General features: G+C 62.9%; 17 protein-coding genes. 4 read left to right on the top strand and 13 right to left on the bottom strand.

Annotation, left to right across the window (positions count from 1 at the left end):
• Positions 1–134 precede the first annotated feature (134 nt).
• A complete protein-coding gene (locus tag ACFTWF_RS34855; protein WP_378465636.1) occupies positions 135–563 on the bottom strand; it encodes a hypothetical protein in 429 nt (142 codons plus the stop codon).
• Positions 564–610: 47 nt separating this feature from the next.
• Positions 611–1,312, bottom strand: a complete 702-nt coding sequence (locus tag ACFTWF_RS34850) for a hypothetical protein (RefSeq protein ID WP_378465635.1) — start codon at positions 1,310–1,312, stop codon at positions 611–613.
• A 943-nt stretch (positions 1,313–2,255) separates the two neighbouring features.
• Between ACFTWF_RS34850 and ACFTWF_RS34845 the strand changes: the two genes are divergently transcribed.
• Both ACFTWF_RS34845 and ACFTWF_RS34840 read left to right on the top strand, forming a co-directional pair.
• Positions 2,256–2,417, top strand: coding sequence for a hypothetical protein (locus ACFTWF_RS34845; RefSeq protein WP_378465634.1), 162 nt, complete (start codon positions 2,256–2,258; stop codon positions 2,415–2,417).
• A 152-nt stretch (positions 2,418–2,569) separates the two neighbouring features.
• Positions 2,570–3,076 (top strand): N-formylglutamate amidohydrolase, encoded by a 507-nt coding sequence (locus ACFTWF_RS34840; protein WP_378465633.1) that lies wholly within the window; start codon positions 2,570–2,572, stop codon positions 3,074–3,076.
• A gap of 75 nt (positions 3,077–3,151) precedes the next feature.
• On the opposite strand, the gene ACFTWF_RS34835 is transcribed toward ACFTWF_RS34840, so the two are convergent.
• The 8 genes from ACFTWF_RS34835 to ACFTWF_RS34800 form a co-directional block, all read right to left on the bottom strand.
• Entirely contained in the window at positions 3,152–3,532 is a 381-nt protein-coding gene (locus tag ACFTWF_RS34835; RefSeq protein WP_378465632.1) for a hypothetical protein, read from the bottom strand.
• Positions 3,533–3,536: 4 nt separating this feature from the next.
• On the bottom strand, positions 3,537–3,788 hold the full coding sequence (locus ACFTWF_RS34830; protein ID WP_378465631.1) for a hypothetical protein: 252 nt from the start codon (positions 3,786–3,788) through the stop codon (positions 3,537–3,539).
• Positions 3,789–3,887: 99 nt separating this feature from the next.
• On the bottom strand, positions 3,888–4,535 hold the full coding sequence (locus ACFTWF_RS34825) for a hypothetical protein (protein ID WP_378465630.1): 648 nt from the start codon (positions 4,533–4,535) through the stop codon (positions 3,888–3,890).
• Complete coding sequence (locus ACFTWF_RS34820) at positions 4,532–6,229, bottom strand: DEAD/DEAH box helicase family protein (protein WP_378465629.1); 1,698 nt, start codon at positions 6,227–6,229, stop codon at positions 4,532–4,534. Before ACFTWF_RS34820 ends, ACFTWF_RS34825 begins: the two co-directional genes overlap by 4 nt.
• Positions 6,226–8,625: an ATP-binding protein gene (locus ACFTWF_RS34815; RefSeq protein ID WP_378465628.1), complete on the bottom strand. Its 2,400-nt coding sequence runs from the start codon at positions 8,623–8,625 to the stop codon at positions 6,226–6,228. The genes ACFTWF_RS34820 and ACFTWF_RS34815 overlap by 4 nt, the downstream gene beginning before the upstream one ends.
• A 206-nt stretch (positions 8,626–8,831) precedes the next feature.
• Positions 8,832–9,458: an Eco29kI family restriction endonuclease gene (locus ACFTWF_RS34810; protein WP_378465722.1), complete on the bottom strand. Its 627-nt coding sequence runs from the start codon at positions 9,456–9,458 to the stop codon at positions 8,832–8,834.
• 2 nt (positions 9,459–9,460) lie between these two features.
• Positions 9,461–10,684, bottom strand: coding sequence for a DNA cytosine methyltransferase (locus ACFTWF_RS34805; RefSeq protein ID WP_378465627.1), 1,224 nt, complete (start codon positions 10,682–10,684; stop codon positions 9,461–9,463).
• 70 nt (positions 10,685–10,754) lie between these two features.
• Positions 10,755–10,979, bottom strand: coding sequence for a hypothetical protein (locus ACFTWF_RS34800; RefSeq protein ID WP_378465724.1), 225 nt, complete (start codon positions 10,977–10,979; stop codon positions 10,755–10,757).
• Between ACFTWF_RS34800 and ACFTWF_RS34795 the strand changes: the two genes are divergently transcribed.
• On the top strand, positions 10,944–11,501 hold the full coding sequence (locus tag ACFTWF_RS34795) for a very short patch repair endonuclease (RefSeq protein WP_378465626.1): 558 nt from the start codon (positions 10,944–10,946) through the stop codon (positions 11,499–11,501). The genes ACFTWF_RS34800 and ACFTWF_RS34795 overlap by 36 nt on opposite strands.
• Before the next feature lie 24 nt (positions 11,502–11,525).
• Here ACFTWF_RS34795 and ACFTWF_RS34790 read toward each other — a convergent pair whose 3' ends face one another.
• Entirely contained in the window at positions 11,526–11,804 is a 279-nt protein-coding gene (locus ACFTWF_RS34790; RefSeq protein WP_378465625.1) for a hypothetical protein, read from the bottom strand.
• Positions 11,805–12,727: 923 nt separating this feature from the next.
• Between ACFTWF_RS34790 and ACFTWF_RS34785 the strand changes: the two genes are divergently transcribed.
• A complete protein-coding gene (locus tag ACFTWF_RS34785; RefSeq protein WP_378465624.1) occupies positions 12,728–14,899 on the top strand; it encodes a hypothetical protein in 2,172 nt (723 codons plus the stop codon).
• Positions 14,900–16,529: 1,630 nt separating this feature from the next.
• Here the strand turns inward: ACFTWF_RS34785 and ACFTWF_RS34780 are convergent.
• Entirely contained in the window at positions 16,530–17,060 is a 531-nt protein-coding gene (locus ACFTWF_RS34780) for a hypothetical protein (RefSeq protein ID WP_378465623.1), read from the bottom strand.
• Positions 17,061–18,284: 1,224 nt separating this feature from the next.
• Entirely contained in the window at positions 18,285–19,100 is an 816-nt protein-coding gene (locus tag ACFTWF_RS34775) for a hypothetical protein (protein ID WP_378465622.1), read from the bottom strand.
• Positions 19,101–19,229 lie beyond the last annotated feature (129 nt).

Here is a 19,229-nt window from a genome sequence, read left to right as displayed (position 1 = left end):
GGCGCATTCTGCGAAGAGTTCGAGCTGCGGCATGGGGTGGCGGGGCATGGTCATGACGATCGTTCCTCGTCCTGCGGTGCGGGCCGAGCACGCCGGGCAGATAGTTGCTGCCCGGCGTGCTGGGTTCGGGTTTGTCAGTCTGTGGTGACTCGGGCGCTGGCAGCGGCGGCGGCGAGGTCGATCGTCACCTTTTCCAACGCGGACCGCGGCACGGTCCAATACCGGCCGTCTTCGCTGCCCAGTTCGGCGATCTTCACCTTGCTGCGGTTCGAGATGACGACGAACAGCTGGGTGGGATCGATGTTGCGTGCCTTGACCCGAACCGTCGAACCCTCGGTCAGGGGCGCGAAGGTCACGATCGGTTTCGTCAACAGTTCCGCGGGAGCGGGCAGCAGCGCCGCAGGCGGTGCCGTCACTCCGCAGCCGACGCCGTCGACCGGCGTGAGCGAGAAGTTGACCTTCATCCGGCGGGCCACCTCGAATATGCGTCCCTGCAGGGAGGCGGTCGCGTACAGCGGGTCGATGATGACCTTGTCGCCAGCCTTGAAATCGTTGTTCGACATCGTTGTTCGTTCTCCTTCTGGTAGTGGATGCGGTGACGGTGCGGTGGTTACGCGGGGATCCAGGTCAAGCCCCGGTCCCCGATGAGGGCGGTCTTCCCGGTCGGTGCACCACCGGCGTACTGATGCAGCGCCGTGCGGGCCCGGGTGACCGCGCAGCCAAGAGCATCGGACGAGTTGCCGAGTGCCTCGACGCCGGACTCGCCCATGGCCAAAGCAACCGAGTCGCCGCCGGTGTCGTACAGGCCGACAGTCCAGAGCGTGATCGCCGTATCGGTGGTCAGCGCGGGTTCGCCGTTGGTGGTGGCGAGGAGGTAGATCGACCGGCCGTCTGGTGCGTACAGCGCGCCGGTGAGGGCGTAGCAGTTGCCGCCGGTCGAGGCCACGTCGGGATCGGCGACGCCGACCGCAGCCAGACGGGTCAGTTCCCGGTCGTAGATCTCCTCGAAGGTGCCGTAGGCCCGGTAGTCGAGCGTCTCGGACGTCTCCGCGTCGGTGGCCGGTCCGCGCTCGCGGCGTTCGATCTCGGCGAGTGCGTCGCGCTCAAGTGTGAGTCCGTCGCGGCCGGTTGCCGCCTCGAGCCAACCCGAGACGCTCGACAGGGCGTTCTGCAGGTGGACGCCGGGAAAGTCGTCGGGGCCCATTCCCGCGCGGGGAGGGGCCTCCTTGGCGACGGTGATCAGCTGTCGGTAGCAGTCGAGCAGCTCGGACGTCTTGACGACGGGAGCCGCGGGGCTGGTCGGCGTGCCCATATGTCGGTGACCTTTCGTACGGGATCAGGACCGTCTGCCCGCCCTGATCGTTTTTTTGCCTTGCTGGCAAGGGAGAGTCGGATCGGCGGTATCAGGACGGGGTGCAACCTTCTGGGCCGGAAGTTTCTCTGCGAGCGAAGCGAGTGCGGGAGAGAAAGTTCCGGAGCTCTGCCGGCGCTTGCGCCGCCAGGGGGTTGCGGCCCGGCCGCCGTCGATCAGGATCGCCTAGGCCAGCAAGTCAACAAGAACGATCTCTTCCACTGAGCGGAGCGCAGCGGAGTTCGAATCGGGGGGACACCGCAGGTGACCTGGTCAACGCCGGAGGCGGGGACATCGGAAACCGGATCGTCCGATGCGGTCAGTTGCGCCTGGGCGGGGTGTGGTTTCGCGTCCGGCGGGCTATCAGCGCACGCGATCGTCTTCTTGCCTGCTGCGGACATAGTTGTGCCCCCGGCATGGGGGGACGCCGGGGGCACTGGGGGTGTTCTGGGAACAAAATTGGGGGGATGCGCCCAGAACAGTCCCAGAGTCTACGGATCGCCTCCGACACGCATTCGCGCGGGCACGAATCGCAGTCAGACGGGTTTGGGAGGAGTGAACCACCGATCTGCCTGAGGTTGCGCACCGGCACAGGGCGGTATTCGCACGGTCTCCCCGCATGATCTACAGAAGAAGGTGCGGTGGCCGTTTGTGCTGGTGGCGGCGGCCGTCGAACATCCACAGACCTCCCAGCCGACGAGGCACCGTCCACCAATCAGCAGGTGATCGTTCGGACACCGGTCCGGAGCTTCCTCGTACTTCACCAACCCATTTTATTCGCACACACATTCGAATTGCGCTAGTCTGATGGAGCCCCGACTCGGAGGGAAGCCGAGCGGGGCGCATACTTTTTACCGCTGTTGACCTGCGTCTTCGGCGGTTGAGCGCATGGAGGAATTGGCTCGTGACTGTAGGGGATCTGGTGCTGCTCCACCCTGCGGGCATCTCCGTGTTCAAGGTTCTGTCCGTGGAGGACGAGCATGCTGTGGTCGAGTCCGTCCTGGACTCGCCAGGCACATTTCCCTTCGAAGTGAGGGTGAAATACCTCGTGCCGGCGCCGTCCTAGAGCCAGCGTGTCGGCCCTGATCTCCTGAAGCTGTCATGAAGTGCAAAGTGGACCCGAAAGTGCTGGTCACGAGGCGACCGAGTTTCGGCACCCGCCTCCCAGCTCGGCGGCCTGGCGCTTTGTTGTGGTCGCGCCGCCCGTACCCTTGCCGGGTGTCCGATCCATCCGGCGAAGTCTGCGCCGACAACACCCCGGCGCAGACGCTGCCGTCCCTGACCACGCTCGGTGCCGCGCCGCAGCCGCACATCATGTTCGTGCCGGCGCGGACCGGCACGAACATCGACCTGCGAATTCACACCTCTCTCATGTCGTTCGACGTTGCGGCCGGGCCGTGGAGTCCGGCTGCGGCCGGGTTTACGGTCACGGTGGTCGTGCACCTTGTGGACACCGAAACAGGTGAACCCCGGCATCTTCCGATCGCCGAGCCGCACGAGTGGGCGCGGGCGATCTTCTCCGACGTCGATGCCGCACAGGGCTACTTTCTCGGCGCCGTCGACCCGGATACCGGTCGCCACCGGGACGGGCAGCTCGCGTACCGGCTCTACCTGGACCCGGACCGGCGGGCGATCCGGGTGCCCCGTCAGTTGGTGGTGTGCCCGCACTACCGCCTGTCCACGGTCGACGACGGCCCCGAGATCCGGATCGTCGCGACTGCCTGAACCGGCAGCCCGCGATTCTTCCGCCCAGACAGAACGGCCCGGGTTCTCTTCCCGGGGCCGTTCTGTCTAGATCGGTTACGACTCCTCGACCTTCCGAGCGTCATGGTCAATCAGTGGACGGTGCGTGACCGGGACGAAGAACGTGTCGGCGGCGAACACCAACACCTGCCCGCTCTTGTGCCATCCGTAATCGGCGAGGACCTTGGTTGCGTGGAGCGCGCGGGCCCCTCCGCAAGGGAGAGGCCAGCTTCCGAGGATCATCCCGTCCTGGGTCTGCACCTCCAGGGGCCCGTGGTTCCGGTCGAAGGTGGCATACGGTCCGCCCTCGGCGAGGTGGTCGAGGCCTCGTTCGAGCTCCCGGCGCCGTATGCGCCGGCCCCGGAGGATCCGTGCCGCCAGTGCGATCGGGAACACCAGTACGGCAACGTTCAGGCCCCAGAGAATCCACTCGCTCACTGATTCACCTCGCCCGTGTTCTGTCGGGATGGATGGTCGCTGTGACCAGGACGAGTGTCACCACGATCGCTACCACGAGTGCGAGCAGCAGCGGCAGCGAGATGACCGCGGTAGTGAGCACTCCGATTCCGGCGGCCACGAAGGCGAGGGCGGCGAGGAGCCAGAGAACCCGGGCGACAAGCACACGGCGTCGCAGGAGGGCGGCCGACCCGATCACGACCAGCAGTGCGCCGGTCCAGAGTGTCCAGGTGGTCATCTCTCGTGTTCCTTTCGGATTCGACTGGCTGCGTGGGCAGTGTGTCATCATGCCCCGACACCTCCTACCGCCGCAGGGGCGGCGGTAGGCGCGAGAAATTTAGTCGCGCTCGGAATCTTCCCCGGACCGCAGGGTGTTGACCTCGTCGAGCTTGGTCACCGCCCGTGGCGCGTACATCACCGTGAACGCCTCGACGCCGATCAGCGCGCAGAGCGACCGCACGCGCTCCCAGTCGGCACTTGGCGGCGCCGTCATCGTCGGCCGGGTGATCACCACGGCGACCCGTCCCTCGCCGTCAATCCGCACGCCGGACGCCGCCCAATACAGGTCACGCAGGACCCGGTACGACCCCCACAAGACGACTGCCTCCTCACCGGCTACGTTCATCGCCCGGCATCGCATGGGCTTCTGCTCGATCGAGTTCGGCACAATTGTCCAGTCCGCACCCAGGGTCGCGGTGACGATCACGCCCGGGCCCGGGTACGCGCGCCTGGTGTAACGCGCGGCCGGACCGGTCCCCTCCAGCGCGCGCGGGTACTCCTTGGCTGCGCTGTCCTTGAGCCACACGCGCATCTGAGCTGGCGTGCAGTAGGGCCGGAGCAGTTCAGCGAACTGCTGGTCGGCGATCAGCTCGTCGAAGACACCACCGCGCTCACCCGAGGCCACCTGTTCCCATTTCCTGCGGTCGAACTCCGCGTAGACGTACGCCAAGGCCTCATCCCTGACCGCGTCCGGCAGCCTGGTCACGCCAACCCCCTCGCATCGGTGTCGAACCCATCCATCGAGGGCGGGAACTCCAGCCTCACCATGTCTGCGGCCGTCGCGAGATCTCCGACGTCGGCGACCCACTGGTCGATCAGCGACCGCACGCCTTGGTCCTCGAAGTCGAAGCTCGACCGGTTGACGCTGAGGACCTCGGTCTCCGTGGCCTCCATCTGCGCCCGGAACGCCGAGACCTCGGCGATCCGCCGCAGGTCCGAGACGCAGTCAAGGACGGCGACGCGCTCCTTGCCGGCGCGCAGGCGCAGGCCCCGCCCGAGCTGCTGGATAAAGATCCGCCGCGAGTGCGTGACCCGCGCGAACACGATGATGTTGACGTCCGGCACGTCGATGCCCTCGTTGAGCAGATCGACGCTCACGAGCAGCTCGGTCTTGCCCGAACGGAATCGCACCAGCCGCTGCTGCCGCTCGCGCTTGGTCATGTCGTTGTGGATCGTCTCGACTCCGCGCCACGGCGAGTGTTCCCCCAGCAGTTCGGCGAAGCGCTCGGCGTGCTCGATCGTCTGGCAGAACACGATCCCGCGGGGCGCTCGCGTGGAGTTCCACACCTTGGTCAGGCGCTCGATGATGGCGTCGTCGCGCTCGGGGATGAACAGCCGCCGGTTCAGGTCCTTGATGGTGTAGGAGTGCTCGGAGGCCTCTTTCACGAACTCCCAGTCGATGTTGTCGGCGAGTAGCTGGTAGTCCACCTGGGCTAAGTAGCCGCGCCGGATGCCGTCGGCGATCGCCATCTGGACGACCGGCGGTCCGAAGGTAGTCTCGATGTCGAACTTGTCCCCGCGCCACGGCGTCGCGGTGACTCCGAGCCTGGGCACGTCGTAGAGCATTTCGAGGATATGGGCGTAATACCCGCTCTCGCCGACATGGTGGACCTCGTCGATGACGACCAGATCGGGCCGGTAGCCCCGCTCCACATAGGCGTGCGCGGTCGGGAGCACGGCGAAGGTGACGCCCGACAGATTGTCGCGGTGTTCGCCTTGGCCGATCATCTGGGTCGGGACGTCCTTCGGGATGAACGGCCACATCGACTTCTCCAACTGGTCGACCAGGGGGCCGCCGTGGGCGATGACCAGGATCTTCGCAGAGGGGTCGCGGTCGAGCCGGTCGGCGACGATCGATCCGGCGACGACAGTCTTTCCCAGGCCGGTGGCCAGGTAGACCAGAGCCTTGCGCCGCTCCGTGTCGTCCAGGGCCGCCAGGGATTCACCGACCGCATCCACCTGGTACGGCCGCAGCTCCACCTGTGGAGGCAGGTCCCTTGCGCTGCGGTACAGCTTCGCCAGAGCCGCACCGTCCCAGGCCTTGATCGTGCGGCCGACCTTCCCGAAGGCGGCGATCCGCGTCCGGGCCGTTCTTGTGAGGCTGCCGTTGGTGACGACGATCCCCTCGTCGGCGCCGTAGGCGTCGATCGCGTTCGAGACCTCGTTCACCGCGTCCTCGCTAACCGAGCCCTTGACCGGATCGAGCCGCCACTTGGCCTGGACGGCGATCAGCTTCCCACCGAATCGCGCCAGCAGGTCACCCCCCTGGTCGTTGGGCCCGTCGATGTTCACGACGTCGGTGAACCCGAGCAGCGGCAGCAGCCGCTCCAGTGCGCGGGTGAACCCCGCGGGGCCGGCCTCGACCAGCCGGTCCACCGAGAGGAAGGACCCGCCGCTCATGCCCGGCTCCCGTCAGTAGTCACCATGTCGCTCAGCGACTCCAGTCCGATGGACAGCCTGAGCAGCTCCCGGGAACTCAGGCGATCGGTGGCCGTCAGCGTCCGCTCCAGATCCCTGACCAGGCTCGTCAGATGGGACAACCGCTCCTCGCGAATCGACTCGTCCTGCCACGAGCCGTAGCTCGACGTAAAGACACCGCCGTCCAGCATCTGCTCGGGCGCCTCAACGATCAGGTCCTCGAACGCGCGCGGGGTGAGGAACTCCGCGTACCCGCCTGAGGCTTCCAGGGCGTTCCAGTCCGCGCTCGCATCCGCGGCGGCGGCCTTCTGGGTCTGGACCTTCGCGGCGGGCGAGAGCTTCGCCCAGAACCCGGCCGGGTCGCTCTCGACGAGCGGCCCGCTGGCCTCCCTGATCCGGTCAAGGAGACCTTCGGCCGAGACCCGGGCCGTCGCGGCGTCGATCCGGCGGTCACCGACCTGGTCCAGGACGCCCTCCACGAAGTCACCGGCCCTGCCGTCGTATCGCAGATACGCCGCCGCCGCGTCGTGCAGGACAGTCGCGGCGACGTCGACCGGGTTCCATCCGTAGACGGTCAGCAGTGGATGCCTCTGGTCGATGAAGAGCTCGACCACGCCGCCCTGGAGATTGGCCGACGAGAACTTGTCGGCACCCTCGAGAAGATCCACCTCGTCCGTCAGGTACACGGTCACCCTGATCGTCCGGTTGCCACCCGGGATCACGACGTCGGCGCCGTCCAGCTGCGGCATCACCCGGCCGTTCGCGCGATAACGGGCGAGCCGCTCGTCACGGGTCTCCAGCTCCGGCGACTGGTCGTCGGCGGCACCGTCTTCATCGCCATCGCCATCGCCATCGCCATCGACATCGGCGTCGGCATCGGCGGCCGGATCGCCACCACCCGTCCCGCCGCCGGGAAGCAGGTCATCGACGTCGGACTCACCGTCGTCGTCACCCGAGCCTCCGGCCTTGATCTCCTCATGGCTGACGACGTGCTTCCACCACATCTCGTCGCTCTGGTAGGCCGATAGGCCCCGACGGAAGTTGGCGCCCCACTTGCGGGCCTGCTCAGCCATCGCCTTATCGCCGTCTCCGGGCACCAGGTACCGATAGCCGGGGTCGTACCGGCGGTAGGCGTGAAACAGCAAACCCAGCTGCGAGGTGTTGGGGTTGTACCCCAGCTCCCTCACCAGCTTCTCCAGGAGTGGACCGTCGCCGCGCACCTTGTCGCGGACGGTGTTCCATGCGGCGTTGTCCCGGCCGAAGTCAGTCTTGCGATAATTCACCGGGAGGTGGTCCAGATGCAGCTCGCCCACAATCCGACCACGCCCGAGTTCGACCGGGTACTCCCTGATCACCTCACCGGTGTCGGGGTTCGACCACTCGAACAGGGCCTTGTCCAGGTGGACGATCGTGCGGCCCTGGCGCAGCAGCGAGATCCCGTAGTCCCCGCCCGCGTCGTCGTACCGCTGGATGCCGAGCCAGCCGTGGATCGTCCGGTCCCGCAGCTCCACCTTCTCGGACCCGCACTCCAGGCACACATCGAGGTCCGCGATTCTCTCGGAGTGCCAGTGACCGCACGCCAGGCAGGCGAACGCCGGCTTGAGGTCGTGACGCACCTTCGTCACTGCCGGCACGTCCTGGCCCTTGTAAGCGACCGACCTATCGGGCGACCACACGCACGGGATGTAGGGCTCGATGAGACTGCCGTTGAGGGTCAGACCCACGCCCAGCCCGCCGATCACCTCTGCGGCGGCGATGTCGGTGCCGTCAACCGAGCGGAGCATGTACGAGTAGGTCTCGCCCAGCCGCGCCTTCACACGATTGGCGATCCCGGACCAGCGCAAACGTTTGACCGTGTCGCTGCGAAGTCGGGAGACGCTGACCGAAGTGCCGTGCTCGCCGACGACCTTGGGTTCTGTGGTGATCGGGACCTGGAAGGAGTCCCGCGAACCCATCGCCTGGATGTCGATCACCGCGACAGTCCAGTGGTCGTCCTCCGCCCGGCCGGACTTGACGGTGGTTAGATGGCCCAGCCGTCCGGTGGCCACGTTGAAGCCCATGCCGAACAGGCCGAGGGAGCCGTAGCGGGCGTTGCCCGACGAACCGGCCCGCAGGGCTTCGCGCATCTGACTCACCGACATGCCCCGGCCCGAATCGGTAACGCTGATGGCCGAGTCCGGGCCGATCTTGTCCGAACCGTACGGGAACGCGATCTCCACCCGGCCCTCGAACCCCGGGTCCTCTCGCTGGGCGTCGTCGATCTCGTCGAGCGCGTTGTCGATCAACTCGGCGAGACACTCCTCCACGCTCATGTCGACGTCAGCGATCACGTCCAAGATCCGGGGGGAGGGGGTCAGGTCAAGGGTCTCTTCGGGCATCGCTTCCTCGTCGGTAGTTCTCAATCGCCATGTCGGAGCACTTCCGGATGGTTTGTCGGCTATTGCCGAGAACACTACTTCGGCCTGCGGACAAACCGATTGAGCCGCACCAGCAACCACCGCCGTGAACGATTCAGAGGACGCTGGTCTTCGATCTCACCGAGGTACCGATCCCTATAGCTGCAATGACTGACCTGAACAAGCGCTCATCCAAGGCGGGAGCGAAGATATTCCGTGATGTCGTCCTGGATGTGTTCGGCGGTATCGCTTTCGCGTCTGGATTTCAGTTTCCGCACCCATTCGCGACCAGGATGCAGCACATCCCAGCGGCTGACTTCTCCCGCGTGCCGACCGGCCCCTGGGTCGTGGTTGCCGAAGCCGTCAACGATTCGGTTCCACACCGGTGCCGTACGTGCGATGAGGACGTTCTCGCCGAGCGGGATCCAGATCGGCTCGACGACTAGCCACCGGCACCAGAAGTCCTCGATGTTGAGGTTGGTGGCCTTCTCGACGGTTCCGGCGTGCTCCTTCAGACGGGAGCTGAGCACGGTGCCCTTCGTCGGCTTCTCAGGATCCGCGACGATGAGTCCGCCTTTACGTCCGCCTTTCGGAATTGCCTTGCCTACATAGATGGGCTGCTCGAACTTGTTGTCCCGGTTGCGCTCCGCGATCATCTGGTACGCGGGGAAGTCACCTGTGTAGTAGATCGCGTAGAGCCCGGCGCCCTGGAATCTGGGCACCGCCCCGAGCGGTGTCGGATCGGAGTCGAGCATCGCTGTCGTGATGCTGACGCCGAGGTTGTGCATGTCGAGTGGATTGAAGGAGTTCTTCACGGTCAAGCGGTGGCATGCTTCTTAGCCGTGCCGACGCTACGGCCCTTGGCAGCGGCGCGGAAGTCGGCGACCGCGATGTGCTCGGCCACGCTACCCGCGACCTTTTGCGCGAGCAGGACGGGCACGGCGTTGCCGAGCTGGCGCATGGCTTCGCCCCACGCGCCGTGCAGCTGGTACCGGTCGGGGAAGGTCTGCAGACGCGCGGACTCCCGAATGGTGAAATAACGCACGGACCCGTCGGGGCGACGGAGCATGTTCTCACCGCCAGGAACGCCGTGGCCGCCCGCCTTCAACGCCTTCGCCGGAAGATCGATCGGACTACCCGTGTGACCCGGGTAGGTACGTGCGCCCGGCTGCAGAACGTGGTTCAAATGCCTCTTATCGCCACCGACCTTCGGCTCAGGCAAGTCGCTAATGGCGTCGCGCACGGTTCGCCAGGGTTTCTCGGCTGGTGTACCCGCTTTCGCGAGGGCCTTAACACGGTTAGCCGCACGTGCGGGCATCTCTTCACGCCGAGACTTGGGCACCTTGTGGCGCTCCCAGTATTCGCCGGACACCCACTGCGAGTACAGAAGCGCGTCATATGAGTGGGTCGCCGTCGGGAACGACCACTCAGCGTCGAGGTCCGATCGGAATCCGACGATGAAAACACGCCAACGCTGCTGAGGCACGCCATAGTCGGCGGCGTTCACGAGCGTGGGGACGACCTTGTATGTCAGCTCGTCGGAATGCGTGGACGTGTGGTCACTCTGCAGGCGGTGCAGATGATCCACCCACGTCTCGCCCTCGTGGCTTACGAGGTTCGGATGCGCCAGTCGGAGCTGGATGTAGTGGAAGTAGTTCGCGAAAGCGCTGCGCGTGAGTCCTCGGACGTTTTCGACGATGAACGCCTTCGGTTGGAGCTGACGAATGACCTCGGCAGTCGCTGGGAACATGTCCCGAGCATCGTCAGCTGCGCGTGCCTTCCCGCCCATCGAGAACGGCTGGCATGGGGGTCCGCCCGCCACGAGATCGACGGAGTCCCCCAACGCCGACCAGTCAACACCGCGAACGTCACCTTCGACGACGTCCCAGTCGGCGACGAGTGGGTAGTTGCGGTCACGGTTCTCGCGGACGGTGTCGCATGCCCACCGGTCCCACTCGACAACCTTCGCCGGTGAGAATCCGGCCAGCTCACAACCTAGCGCCAGGCCGCCGGCCCCGGCGAACAGTTCCACGGATTTCACGCATGTAATTTAGCGCGGGCAGAGGAGGGATTTCACCAGACCCCAGGTGACACGCCGCGCGACACGCTGATTAATCTTCGATCCCTTGTTCGATCAGTCTCCACACAAGGTCGTCGTCGAGCATGTCGAGTCCGTCGACTGGGATGGAGCCCTCCACGCAGTACCTCGCCATACGGTACGCGATTCCCTCGACGTCGAACGCACTCGAGTCCATGCCGTGGAACCTCAACGTGTACTCGATACACCTCACGGCCTCGCGATGCAGGCGTTCGAACGCGTCGACGGCGTTAGGCATGGTGCTCCTCGGGGGGCGGGGCGGGGCGGGAGTGACGGTCGGACCTGTGATGCCACATCCACTCGACGTAGCGTAGAAGCCGTGGTCGAGTCGTGGGCGTCAACCCCCGCTGTACGCCGCGTCATGCAGGGCAACAAGGGGCGCGACACGAAGCCGGAGGTCGCGCTTCGACGTGCCCTCCACGCAATGGGCTTGCGGTATCGGGTGTGTGCTCGCCCGGTCTCAGAAATCCGGCGCAAAGTAGACATCGTCTTCGGTCCAGCACGTGTCGCCGTCGAGGTGCGAGGCTGCTTCTGGCATGGATGCCCGGAGCACTATCGCCCGTCAACGAAGAACCAAGAGTTCTGGGCGAACAAGGTCGCGGAGAATATCGCGCGGGATCGGGACACTGACCGGCGACTGTCGGACATGGGATGGCTGGTGCTGGTGGTCTGGGAGCACGACGACGTCGCTGCTGCGGCTCAGCGCGTCGCGGGGGTGGTGCACGAACGACGTTCGGCGAGACGTGGTGACGAACGGTAAAGCCCCCGGCTGGGCGGCGCGGCGTCAGCCGAACCGGCTTTTCACAACGTCGGTAACCATGTCGACGTCGGCGAGAGCCATGGTCATACCCCACTCAATTCCAAGGTCGCCGGCCACTTGTTGCGCCCAGAGATGGACCGCGGTCGACGGCTTGCCGAGTTCTGCCGCGAGCGCGGGAACCCACTCGGTCAGATTCGTTGTTCCAGGACGAGGCCGTGGGAGGTGACTGCGACCGCAGCGACTGGCGTCCTCGTTCGTGGCATCAGCGTATTGCTCAAGATGGGCAGCCTCGTCGCGCTCCATGTCAACCTCACCTCCCGTGCGAATTGGTGTGGGCGTTTGTTGGTTCGCTCGACAGCCCATACTGCGGCCTGCGTATTCCTGTTCAGGATAGTGCTCAGGAGGCAGTCGCCCCGAAGCGGCCACAACGACGAAAGGCTCTGCCTTCAGGTGAGCAAGATCGGATGGCCGCCGGTGCACCCGCGCAGCCGCCAAATCACGTGCCCCGAACTCACCCGGCTCCCGATATCACTACTTGAGTTCGACCGTTAGAGTCTTCTGGATGCAAAACCCAACCTGTCGATCACGCCAGATCGGGAAACTTTCGTGGACGCTGACAGCGATGACGCCGTCTCCAGTGGCGTCCTGACCGAACATCTCCTCACCCGGGCGGTGATCGAGGCCCTCACGGTAGGCAGGTCGTGGGCGCACATCGCTACTCAACTCGGGGTTCCACCTCCAGCTACCCGGGATCACCTCGCGGTGACGGATCGGGACTGGCAGGAGGCAATCGTCGCTCATGAGAATGCCCGGGCAGCACGGCTCAATGGCCGGACTTGGACCCGGCGTCCGTAGACGAGGCATCGGGAGAGTCGCGAATCCGCGCATGGCCGGATGCAGGTTCAGGATCGCAGATCACGTGGTGTCAGAGCTCCGCGAGAGACACCAGCCCGCCGCCCCGCGCCGGCTTCCATGCAGGGCCCCCACGAACTCGCCTTCTCGGAGCCGCAGGTGGCTACTGCTGGACGGACACTTCATCCGGGTCATGTCCGCGGAGATACCTTGGCCCCGGTGCGATGCCCGAGGTCGTTGGCACGGCGAGACCGCCCCGTGCCCCACCAGCCCCGGGCCTCAGAGGCCAGGCCGGGCGAGGTAACGCCACGGAACCCCCAGGTCACAGCAACCTCATGCGACCTTGCACTGACCCTGGCCTATAGATTAGATCGATGGCACTGCAGGCAAACGGTTACCAGATCATCGGCGTTTCCTTACGCGGGTCTGGTCCGATTAGCGAGATTCTCCACCTCGAACTCGATGACGGTCTATCGGTGTTGTATGGGCTCAATGGTGCGGGCAAAAGCCATGTACTTCGAGCGCTGACCGACTGCCTCTTGGGAATCAAGGGGGGCGACTACGCCGGGATACACATCCAGCTGGACGACGCGCCACCCAATTCTTACGCAATTTTCCCACAGCAGATCGACCAAGTCCTCAACGCAGCGATCAAGCATGAGCGTGGAGATATGTTTTCTTCGTACTCATTCGATGAGCACGAAATCCTGGATAGCGAATACCGGGAGTCTAGCGATGACGAACTGTCGATCGACGAAAAGCTCTTCAAATTGATTGAGCTGAGAGCCTCGCACCACGGTTTCAGTAGCGAGACAAAGCAAGCACTGAACGACCTCATCCAATACCGTCGATTCACTCTGCATCCAGATGGCGACGGCACGTGGTCTTTATGGCTTGCCGCTGGAATATCCGACAGCATGCTTGCTTCGAATTTACTCGCGACGGTGCCTGACAGTTTAGATACCTTCTACCGCGAAGTTTTTGCAGGCGAACCCGACAGCGGCCCCTACACTCATCCACTTGTTCCGATGTTAATCGCGATGAATTACGCTACGCATTTTCCTACGACTGGCACAGGCGAACCCCCGCAGACCCACAGCGAATGGCCGAATTGGCTGCAGGTACCAGTTTTCAGCATCGGGAAGGGAATCACCTTAAGGCCAACCACGGCCATAGACACCGCAATTGACACAAGTCAGCTTAATGTTGACACGTTGGTAGCGATCACCGGCGTAACGTCCAGACCTTCAAATAAGCGCAATCCGATGATTACGGCGACTCCGATGGTCACAGCAACAAGCGGCGATACCCTTGGGTTAGTATCCGAAATAGAAACTCGCAAACTGCAAATCGAAAGCGATTGTAACTACTACATTTCCCTCATGCTCATTTCTCCTCCTACTATCCGGTTCAATCTCCGCACCGCCGATGAATTACTCTTAGGTGACCGCCCACGGTGGGAATTTTCAGTCTCATCCAGCCCAGACCGATGGCTCTCCATCGAGAAACTTTCCACAGCCCAACTTCGCTGGGCTCAATACAGCATCCGGCTCGCAATCGCCCACAGAGACGAGGCACCCGTTGTATTCCTATGCGATGAGCCTGAGCTTGGACTGCATCGCTTGGCGGAACGTCGTGTTGCAGCCGGTCTCGTAGAACTGGCACAAAAGGGACAAATGAGCGTATTGGCCGCGACTCACTCGTCATTTGTACTAGACAATGCGAAGGCGACTAAGATACTTACGTACCGCGACAAGAACGGCGCAGGCGCAACAAGGGTTCGGCCTCTGACCTACAGCCTGCTCGACGATCTTGATATCGACTTAAGCGTTGTCCAGCTGGGGTTGCAGTTTTCCGACTTAATCCAGTTGATGAATGTTGCAGTCGTAGTAGAGGGTTTGCACGATGAAGTTGTCTTGAAGAACCTTCTTCGACCACACCTCGATAAAGCTTCGGCAGGCATTTTTGCTATGCGTGGCGCGAAAAATGCAAAGTCTCTCGTGGAAGCCAAGTTGTTATTTATGGCGACCAATGCGCGGGTGCTGGTTGTTCTCGATAACCTAGACAACCAAATAATTTCTGGACACTGGAAAGCGATCTGCGACGCAGCAGACGAAGGCGATCTCGATGAGGCGAGGCGCAAGGTCGGTGGTCTTCTGAGCCTGAAGGGAGTAGACGAAGCGAGGTACTTAGCCGAACTCGCGACCGCAGCTCTTGAGACGGGAAACATCTCTCGAGTCGAAATATTCGGACTTTCGCAGCCTGATATTGTCTGCTACCTGCCGGAAGCAGATTTATTGACAGATTCAACGCAAAGCTGGGAGATGTTAATTCGACGATGGAAGAACGATGCACCCATGACGGGGCCAAGCAATATCAAGAAATATTTGAACAAAATCGGATGTCTTCCGCTACCTAATTCCGAGGAGCTGAATTCCGCGATCACCAGTGCAGCATTATCTGCCGCCGAAACACCCGCAAACCTCAATCCCGAGCTAATAAGGCTAGGTGAGCGGATCGTATCGTTGGCCACTCACGCGCGATAGACACTACGCCCGCGATGCGTATGCTGGGCGATCGCAGCTCACGCCGCGGAAGGACGATGATGGCCTTGTGGCGCAGCGCAGTCCTGAGACAAGCCTCGGCAACCGGTGACAACTCTCCCTTGGCAGCCAATGCCTCGATGGTTTCCGTAGTAAACGAAAATCCTCTAAGGCCCGTGGCAGTCCTTCCAGCAGCCACAACCTGGCCTTCTGCATTCTGTGGGACGACTCGATCGAATAGCCTGTCATACGTCATTGCCTCAATAGTCAAGACCGTCATCAGTTCAAGCGTCAGAGTCAAGGGATCGATACCCCAACCAAGTGACCAGATCGTGAGAGCACCTGATGCCCGCGCCCGCTCGAAGGACGCGTATGGCTCATCGCACTCGTAATCGATGGGCACCCCGCCATCCCCAACGGCTTCTTCGACACCAAGCAGCTCCTCAGCAGCTTCCCGCTGAATAGAGCGCCATAGATCGAAATCTTCATCGATGGACGCAGGCGAAGCCGACGAGGGCTGGAACATACCGGCCGGCACCAAGGAGTAATGACCGCCAGCGATCGCTACAGCCCTCGAATCGCGTTTATGAAGTAGGAAGCGGGCTCTTTCCTTCACCTTCCACACGCAGGAGCAGCGTTCCGATTGACGGTAATATCGCACGGTCACTCATACGAAGTAGGTCATGGCGAAACATCTTCCTAAGCGGCAGCTGTCGCCACAGTCGTGGACTTTGGGTAGTCTCAACAGAATTTCCTGACACTACCTTCGCAAACTCGTGCGCCAATGGTTCGGCGATGTTGAGCATCTCAAAGTAGCGGCCTGTGGAAAACTGCAGCTGCATGCGACCGCCGCCACTCACCTGAAGTTCGACCAGACGATACGAGACCCGGTCTTCAAACAATGTCGGACGAGCGAGATCATCCATCGCCTCACTGTAGAGCGAGTATCGCTGGCCGTGCGGAGCGGTAGGCAGGACGGACTGAGCCGCATTTAGAAAGGCGGTTTGCTTGACCTCAGGACCCCTCCGTATATCTATTTGGATCTCATGGAGCGGTGTCGGCCGATGACTCCAACCCGCCATCGCTAGCATTGACGTCTTCTCGATTGTGCAAATTGTCGGGCTGGCCGTGACATGAAGTCGTGCAGCGTGCCTCGCCAGCTGAGCACGGGTTGTATTGAGCTTCCGGCGCTCGGAAACCCAACGATCGCGCGACTGCACGTGCTGCTGTGGAGTCAGCGCTTTTCGAGCCCACCATGCCCCTGCTGCCGCGATCAAGACACCAGCGATGGCAAGTCCAGTTCCCACATCCACGCTCACAAATTCGTCCTTGCCCTCGCCAACGTGCGCGCATTTAGGTATCGGGCACTCCCCCCACCTTGGCTGCTTACCCAAGTCCCCCACGAAATCCGCGAACGAATTCGTGGCTCCATCGGCGCGTCCACCTCCCGTTCACGGGCAACCCTGCCTCTACCTTCGCAGACCCTTTATGAAATGGGACGCGGTGGCCGGGCAACGGCAACGCCAACTGCGTATCCGTGAGAATCTCGAATCGAGCCAAGCCAGTCGTCACACCGAAGGTCATGCACCGCAACATCCCAAGGGGATACACGCACTACGCCCCGCTTAGCTCCTTAAACGTGTCTTACGATTCGTTTATACCAGGGTAGACGCAATGGACTGCGAAAGCTGGGCAAGTCAAATGCATCGACCTTGTCGTAGAGGATCTCGAAGTATTCCTGCCAGCGCCCAGCATCGGCAGATCCTGCGGCGAGCCTTTTTGCTCGCTCCGCCTCAACCCACGGTTTGACTTTTATCCATACATCTTTGACCGATCCTCCCAGATAGCCGGCGATCGGGACGACGTCTACGACTTCGTAGTGAACAAGGACACCAAGGTTGTCGTAGAACCAACACAAGTCGCGAACAAGCAAGCGATCATTCTCAGGGAGTTGATCCAGACCTTGAGGACCTACTGAATAGGTGGGAAGAACCTCATTCACGTAGCGCCGCGCCTGCGCTAGTCGGTCGGACCTATGTTCTGTGAATAGGTCGATGAGCACACGGGTTGACGTTGATTGGCGTGTTAAGTGCAGCGTGAGGTATCCAACAAGAGCGGTCGCAAGCAAGGCCACAAGCGAAAGTATGAAGGCGGCAACATCCATGAGCTAGATTGTGGCTTACTTTGCAGCCTAGCGATCGTCGGCACGCGGCTGTCGAACGATTCTACGGCGGCGTCGCTCTGGCAGGCGTCCGGCGATAACCAATCTCCGTCAGGTGCGCCCGCGACGGCACTTCGATGAAACCGGGCGTTCTCTGGGCCGGAGGGTCCGTTTTGGCTTTCGCTATACCAAGCACACCCGGGGAACAGTGCGCCACGGTAGATGTCGAGTGCACCGTGAGCAGGTAACGGGCGTCATGTCGTATGCGATACACGAGGCATGGTCGGGGAGGACCGGGAGTTGAGGCATGCGTTCGATTCGCGCCATGGCCGTTCTGGGAACAACGGCATTGATGATGGTCCTGGTGGCTGGCACAGCGTCAGCAAGCCCACCTAGCCCTGACCCGATTTGGTATTCATGGTTCCCGACCAGGGAAATGGGCGATGCGTTCAGTCAGTTCATGTGGGTTATTACCGGATGGATGACTGGCTATGGCCACTTCTAAGGATTCATAATGCCTAATTCACCGTGGGACATTTTCCCGTACAACTTCTTCTATTGGATCGGCACTTTGATGGCACCGTTCCTCGGAGGTGGATCATGATCGGAAACCTGCCTGACCTGCAGGCGTGGGGCGATGTTGGCTTTTGGCCGTTTAATGATTGGTATCAGTTCGTTCGCTGGTTCAACCAGTTCTAGGAGTCGACATGATCGGCGGGAAGCGGCACAGGGACAGTCTCACACCAGTCGCGCATCCTGCGTGACGACGTGGACATCCACAACCGTCCCGATCCGAAACTTGCGGAAGGAGGTGCCTGATGGACTGGAACTACTTCATCCATCCGGACATCTACCAGTGGCTCGAACCCATCGAACCCTTCTTTTATTGGCTGATCGAAATCGGGGTGTGGTGATGAGCGAGATCAGGGTCGACCTGTACACCGCCACCCGCGACGACTGATTGCCAGTTTCAGGAGTCGGCTGCACGCGGTCAACACCCCGCCGAGGAGGCGAAACGGGCTGAGCGCCGTTCTGCGGCCACCAGGGTCCGTTTTGGCCTTGGACATACCGGCACACCCGAGAACGCCGTCGCACGGCGAACCTGTGGCTGGTAAATCGACTCCGAACCGTTCGTTTTAGATGTCCGGTTGAAAATTCCGGTATTACGCGCTTCAAACCGAACGATGTGGGTCGTCGGGATAGAACTCGCTGACAGGGCGGGCTGAGTCAGGTGCCGGCGCCGCGGCTACCTGACTGCCGTCGTAGTTCCTCGATCGTCTGCTCGGCGGCCCGCAGCGCGGTGGTCAGCGCGTCGACACGGTCGGCGGCGGATTGCCGGACATCGGCCAGTTGCGCGGCGTGATCGGCGCGCAGCTGGTCGCGGTCCGCGCGTGCCTCGGTGCGCAGGTCGGCGAGTTCGCTGCGAAGACGGTCCACGTTCTCGCGGCTTTCCTGGATGGCGGCGTGCGCTGCGGCGGACTGTGTTTCGGCGCGGGCCTGGGCGAGCTGAGCCTCGGCCTCGGCGGCCGCGATCCTTTCCTCGGAGTCGGCCTGGATGCGCTCTTGTTCCGCGCGTGCCGCACGTTCACGGTTCGCCGCGTCGTCCACGGCGGCAGTGGCCTCGGTCTGGATCCGCGCCAGCTCCGCGTACGCGTCTTCCGCGGCGGCATCGGCCTCCTCCCGCGCCTGCTGATGGTCACGGTCGCGGGCCTCGGCGTCGCGGCGGCGACGTTCCTCCTCGCCCCGCAATCGTTCCGCTTCGGCTACCTTCGCGAGCGCCTCGGCGTGCGCCTGGTCGACCTCGGCGGCGATCGCCTCGACATCGGTCACCGAGGCGACCGTCTCGGTCACCGCCTCGAGGAAACGCTGAAGCTCCGCGAGACGGCCGGGCAGCTCCTCGAGCTGCACACCGAGAGTGGCCCGGGCCATCGACACCGACGCCGTCCCCCCATCGTCATCGGCCGCCGCTGGTGCTGCGGCCTGCCCCGCGCCGACGGTGGCGAGACGTCGGCGCTCCTTCCACGCGTTGCCCTTGTTGTGCACCGGGCCCCCGGGATCGGCCTCTCCGCAGTACTTGTGTCCTGTGTCAGCGAATCGTCCTTGATATGTGCGCCCTGACCTGCGGTAAGGAAATTTGATTGGCAAACCGAGTGCTGGTCAAGGTTGTCGGGG

The sequence above is a fragment of the Rhodococcus sp. NPDC056960 genome (assembly GCF_042674125.1).
Lineage (GTDB): Bacteria > Actinomycetota > Actinomycetes > Mycobacteriales > Mycobacteriaceae > Rhodococcus_F.
The sequence above is the reverse complement of the archived record's forward strand: the minus strand, read 5'-3'. Positions and strand labels throughout refer to the sequence as shown.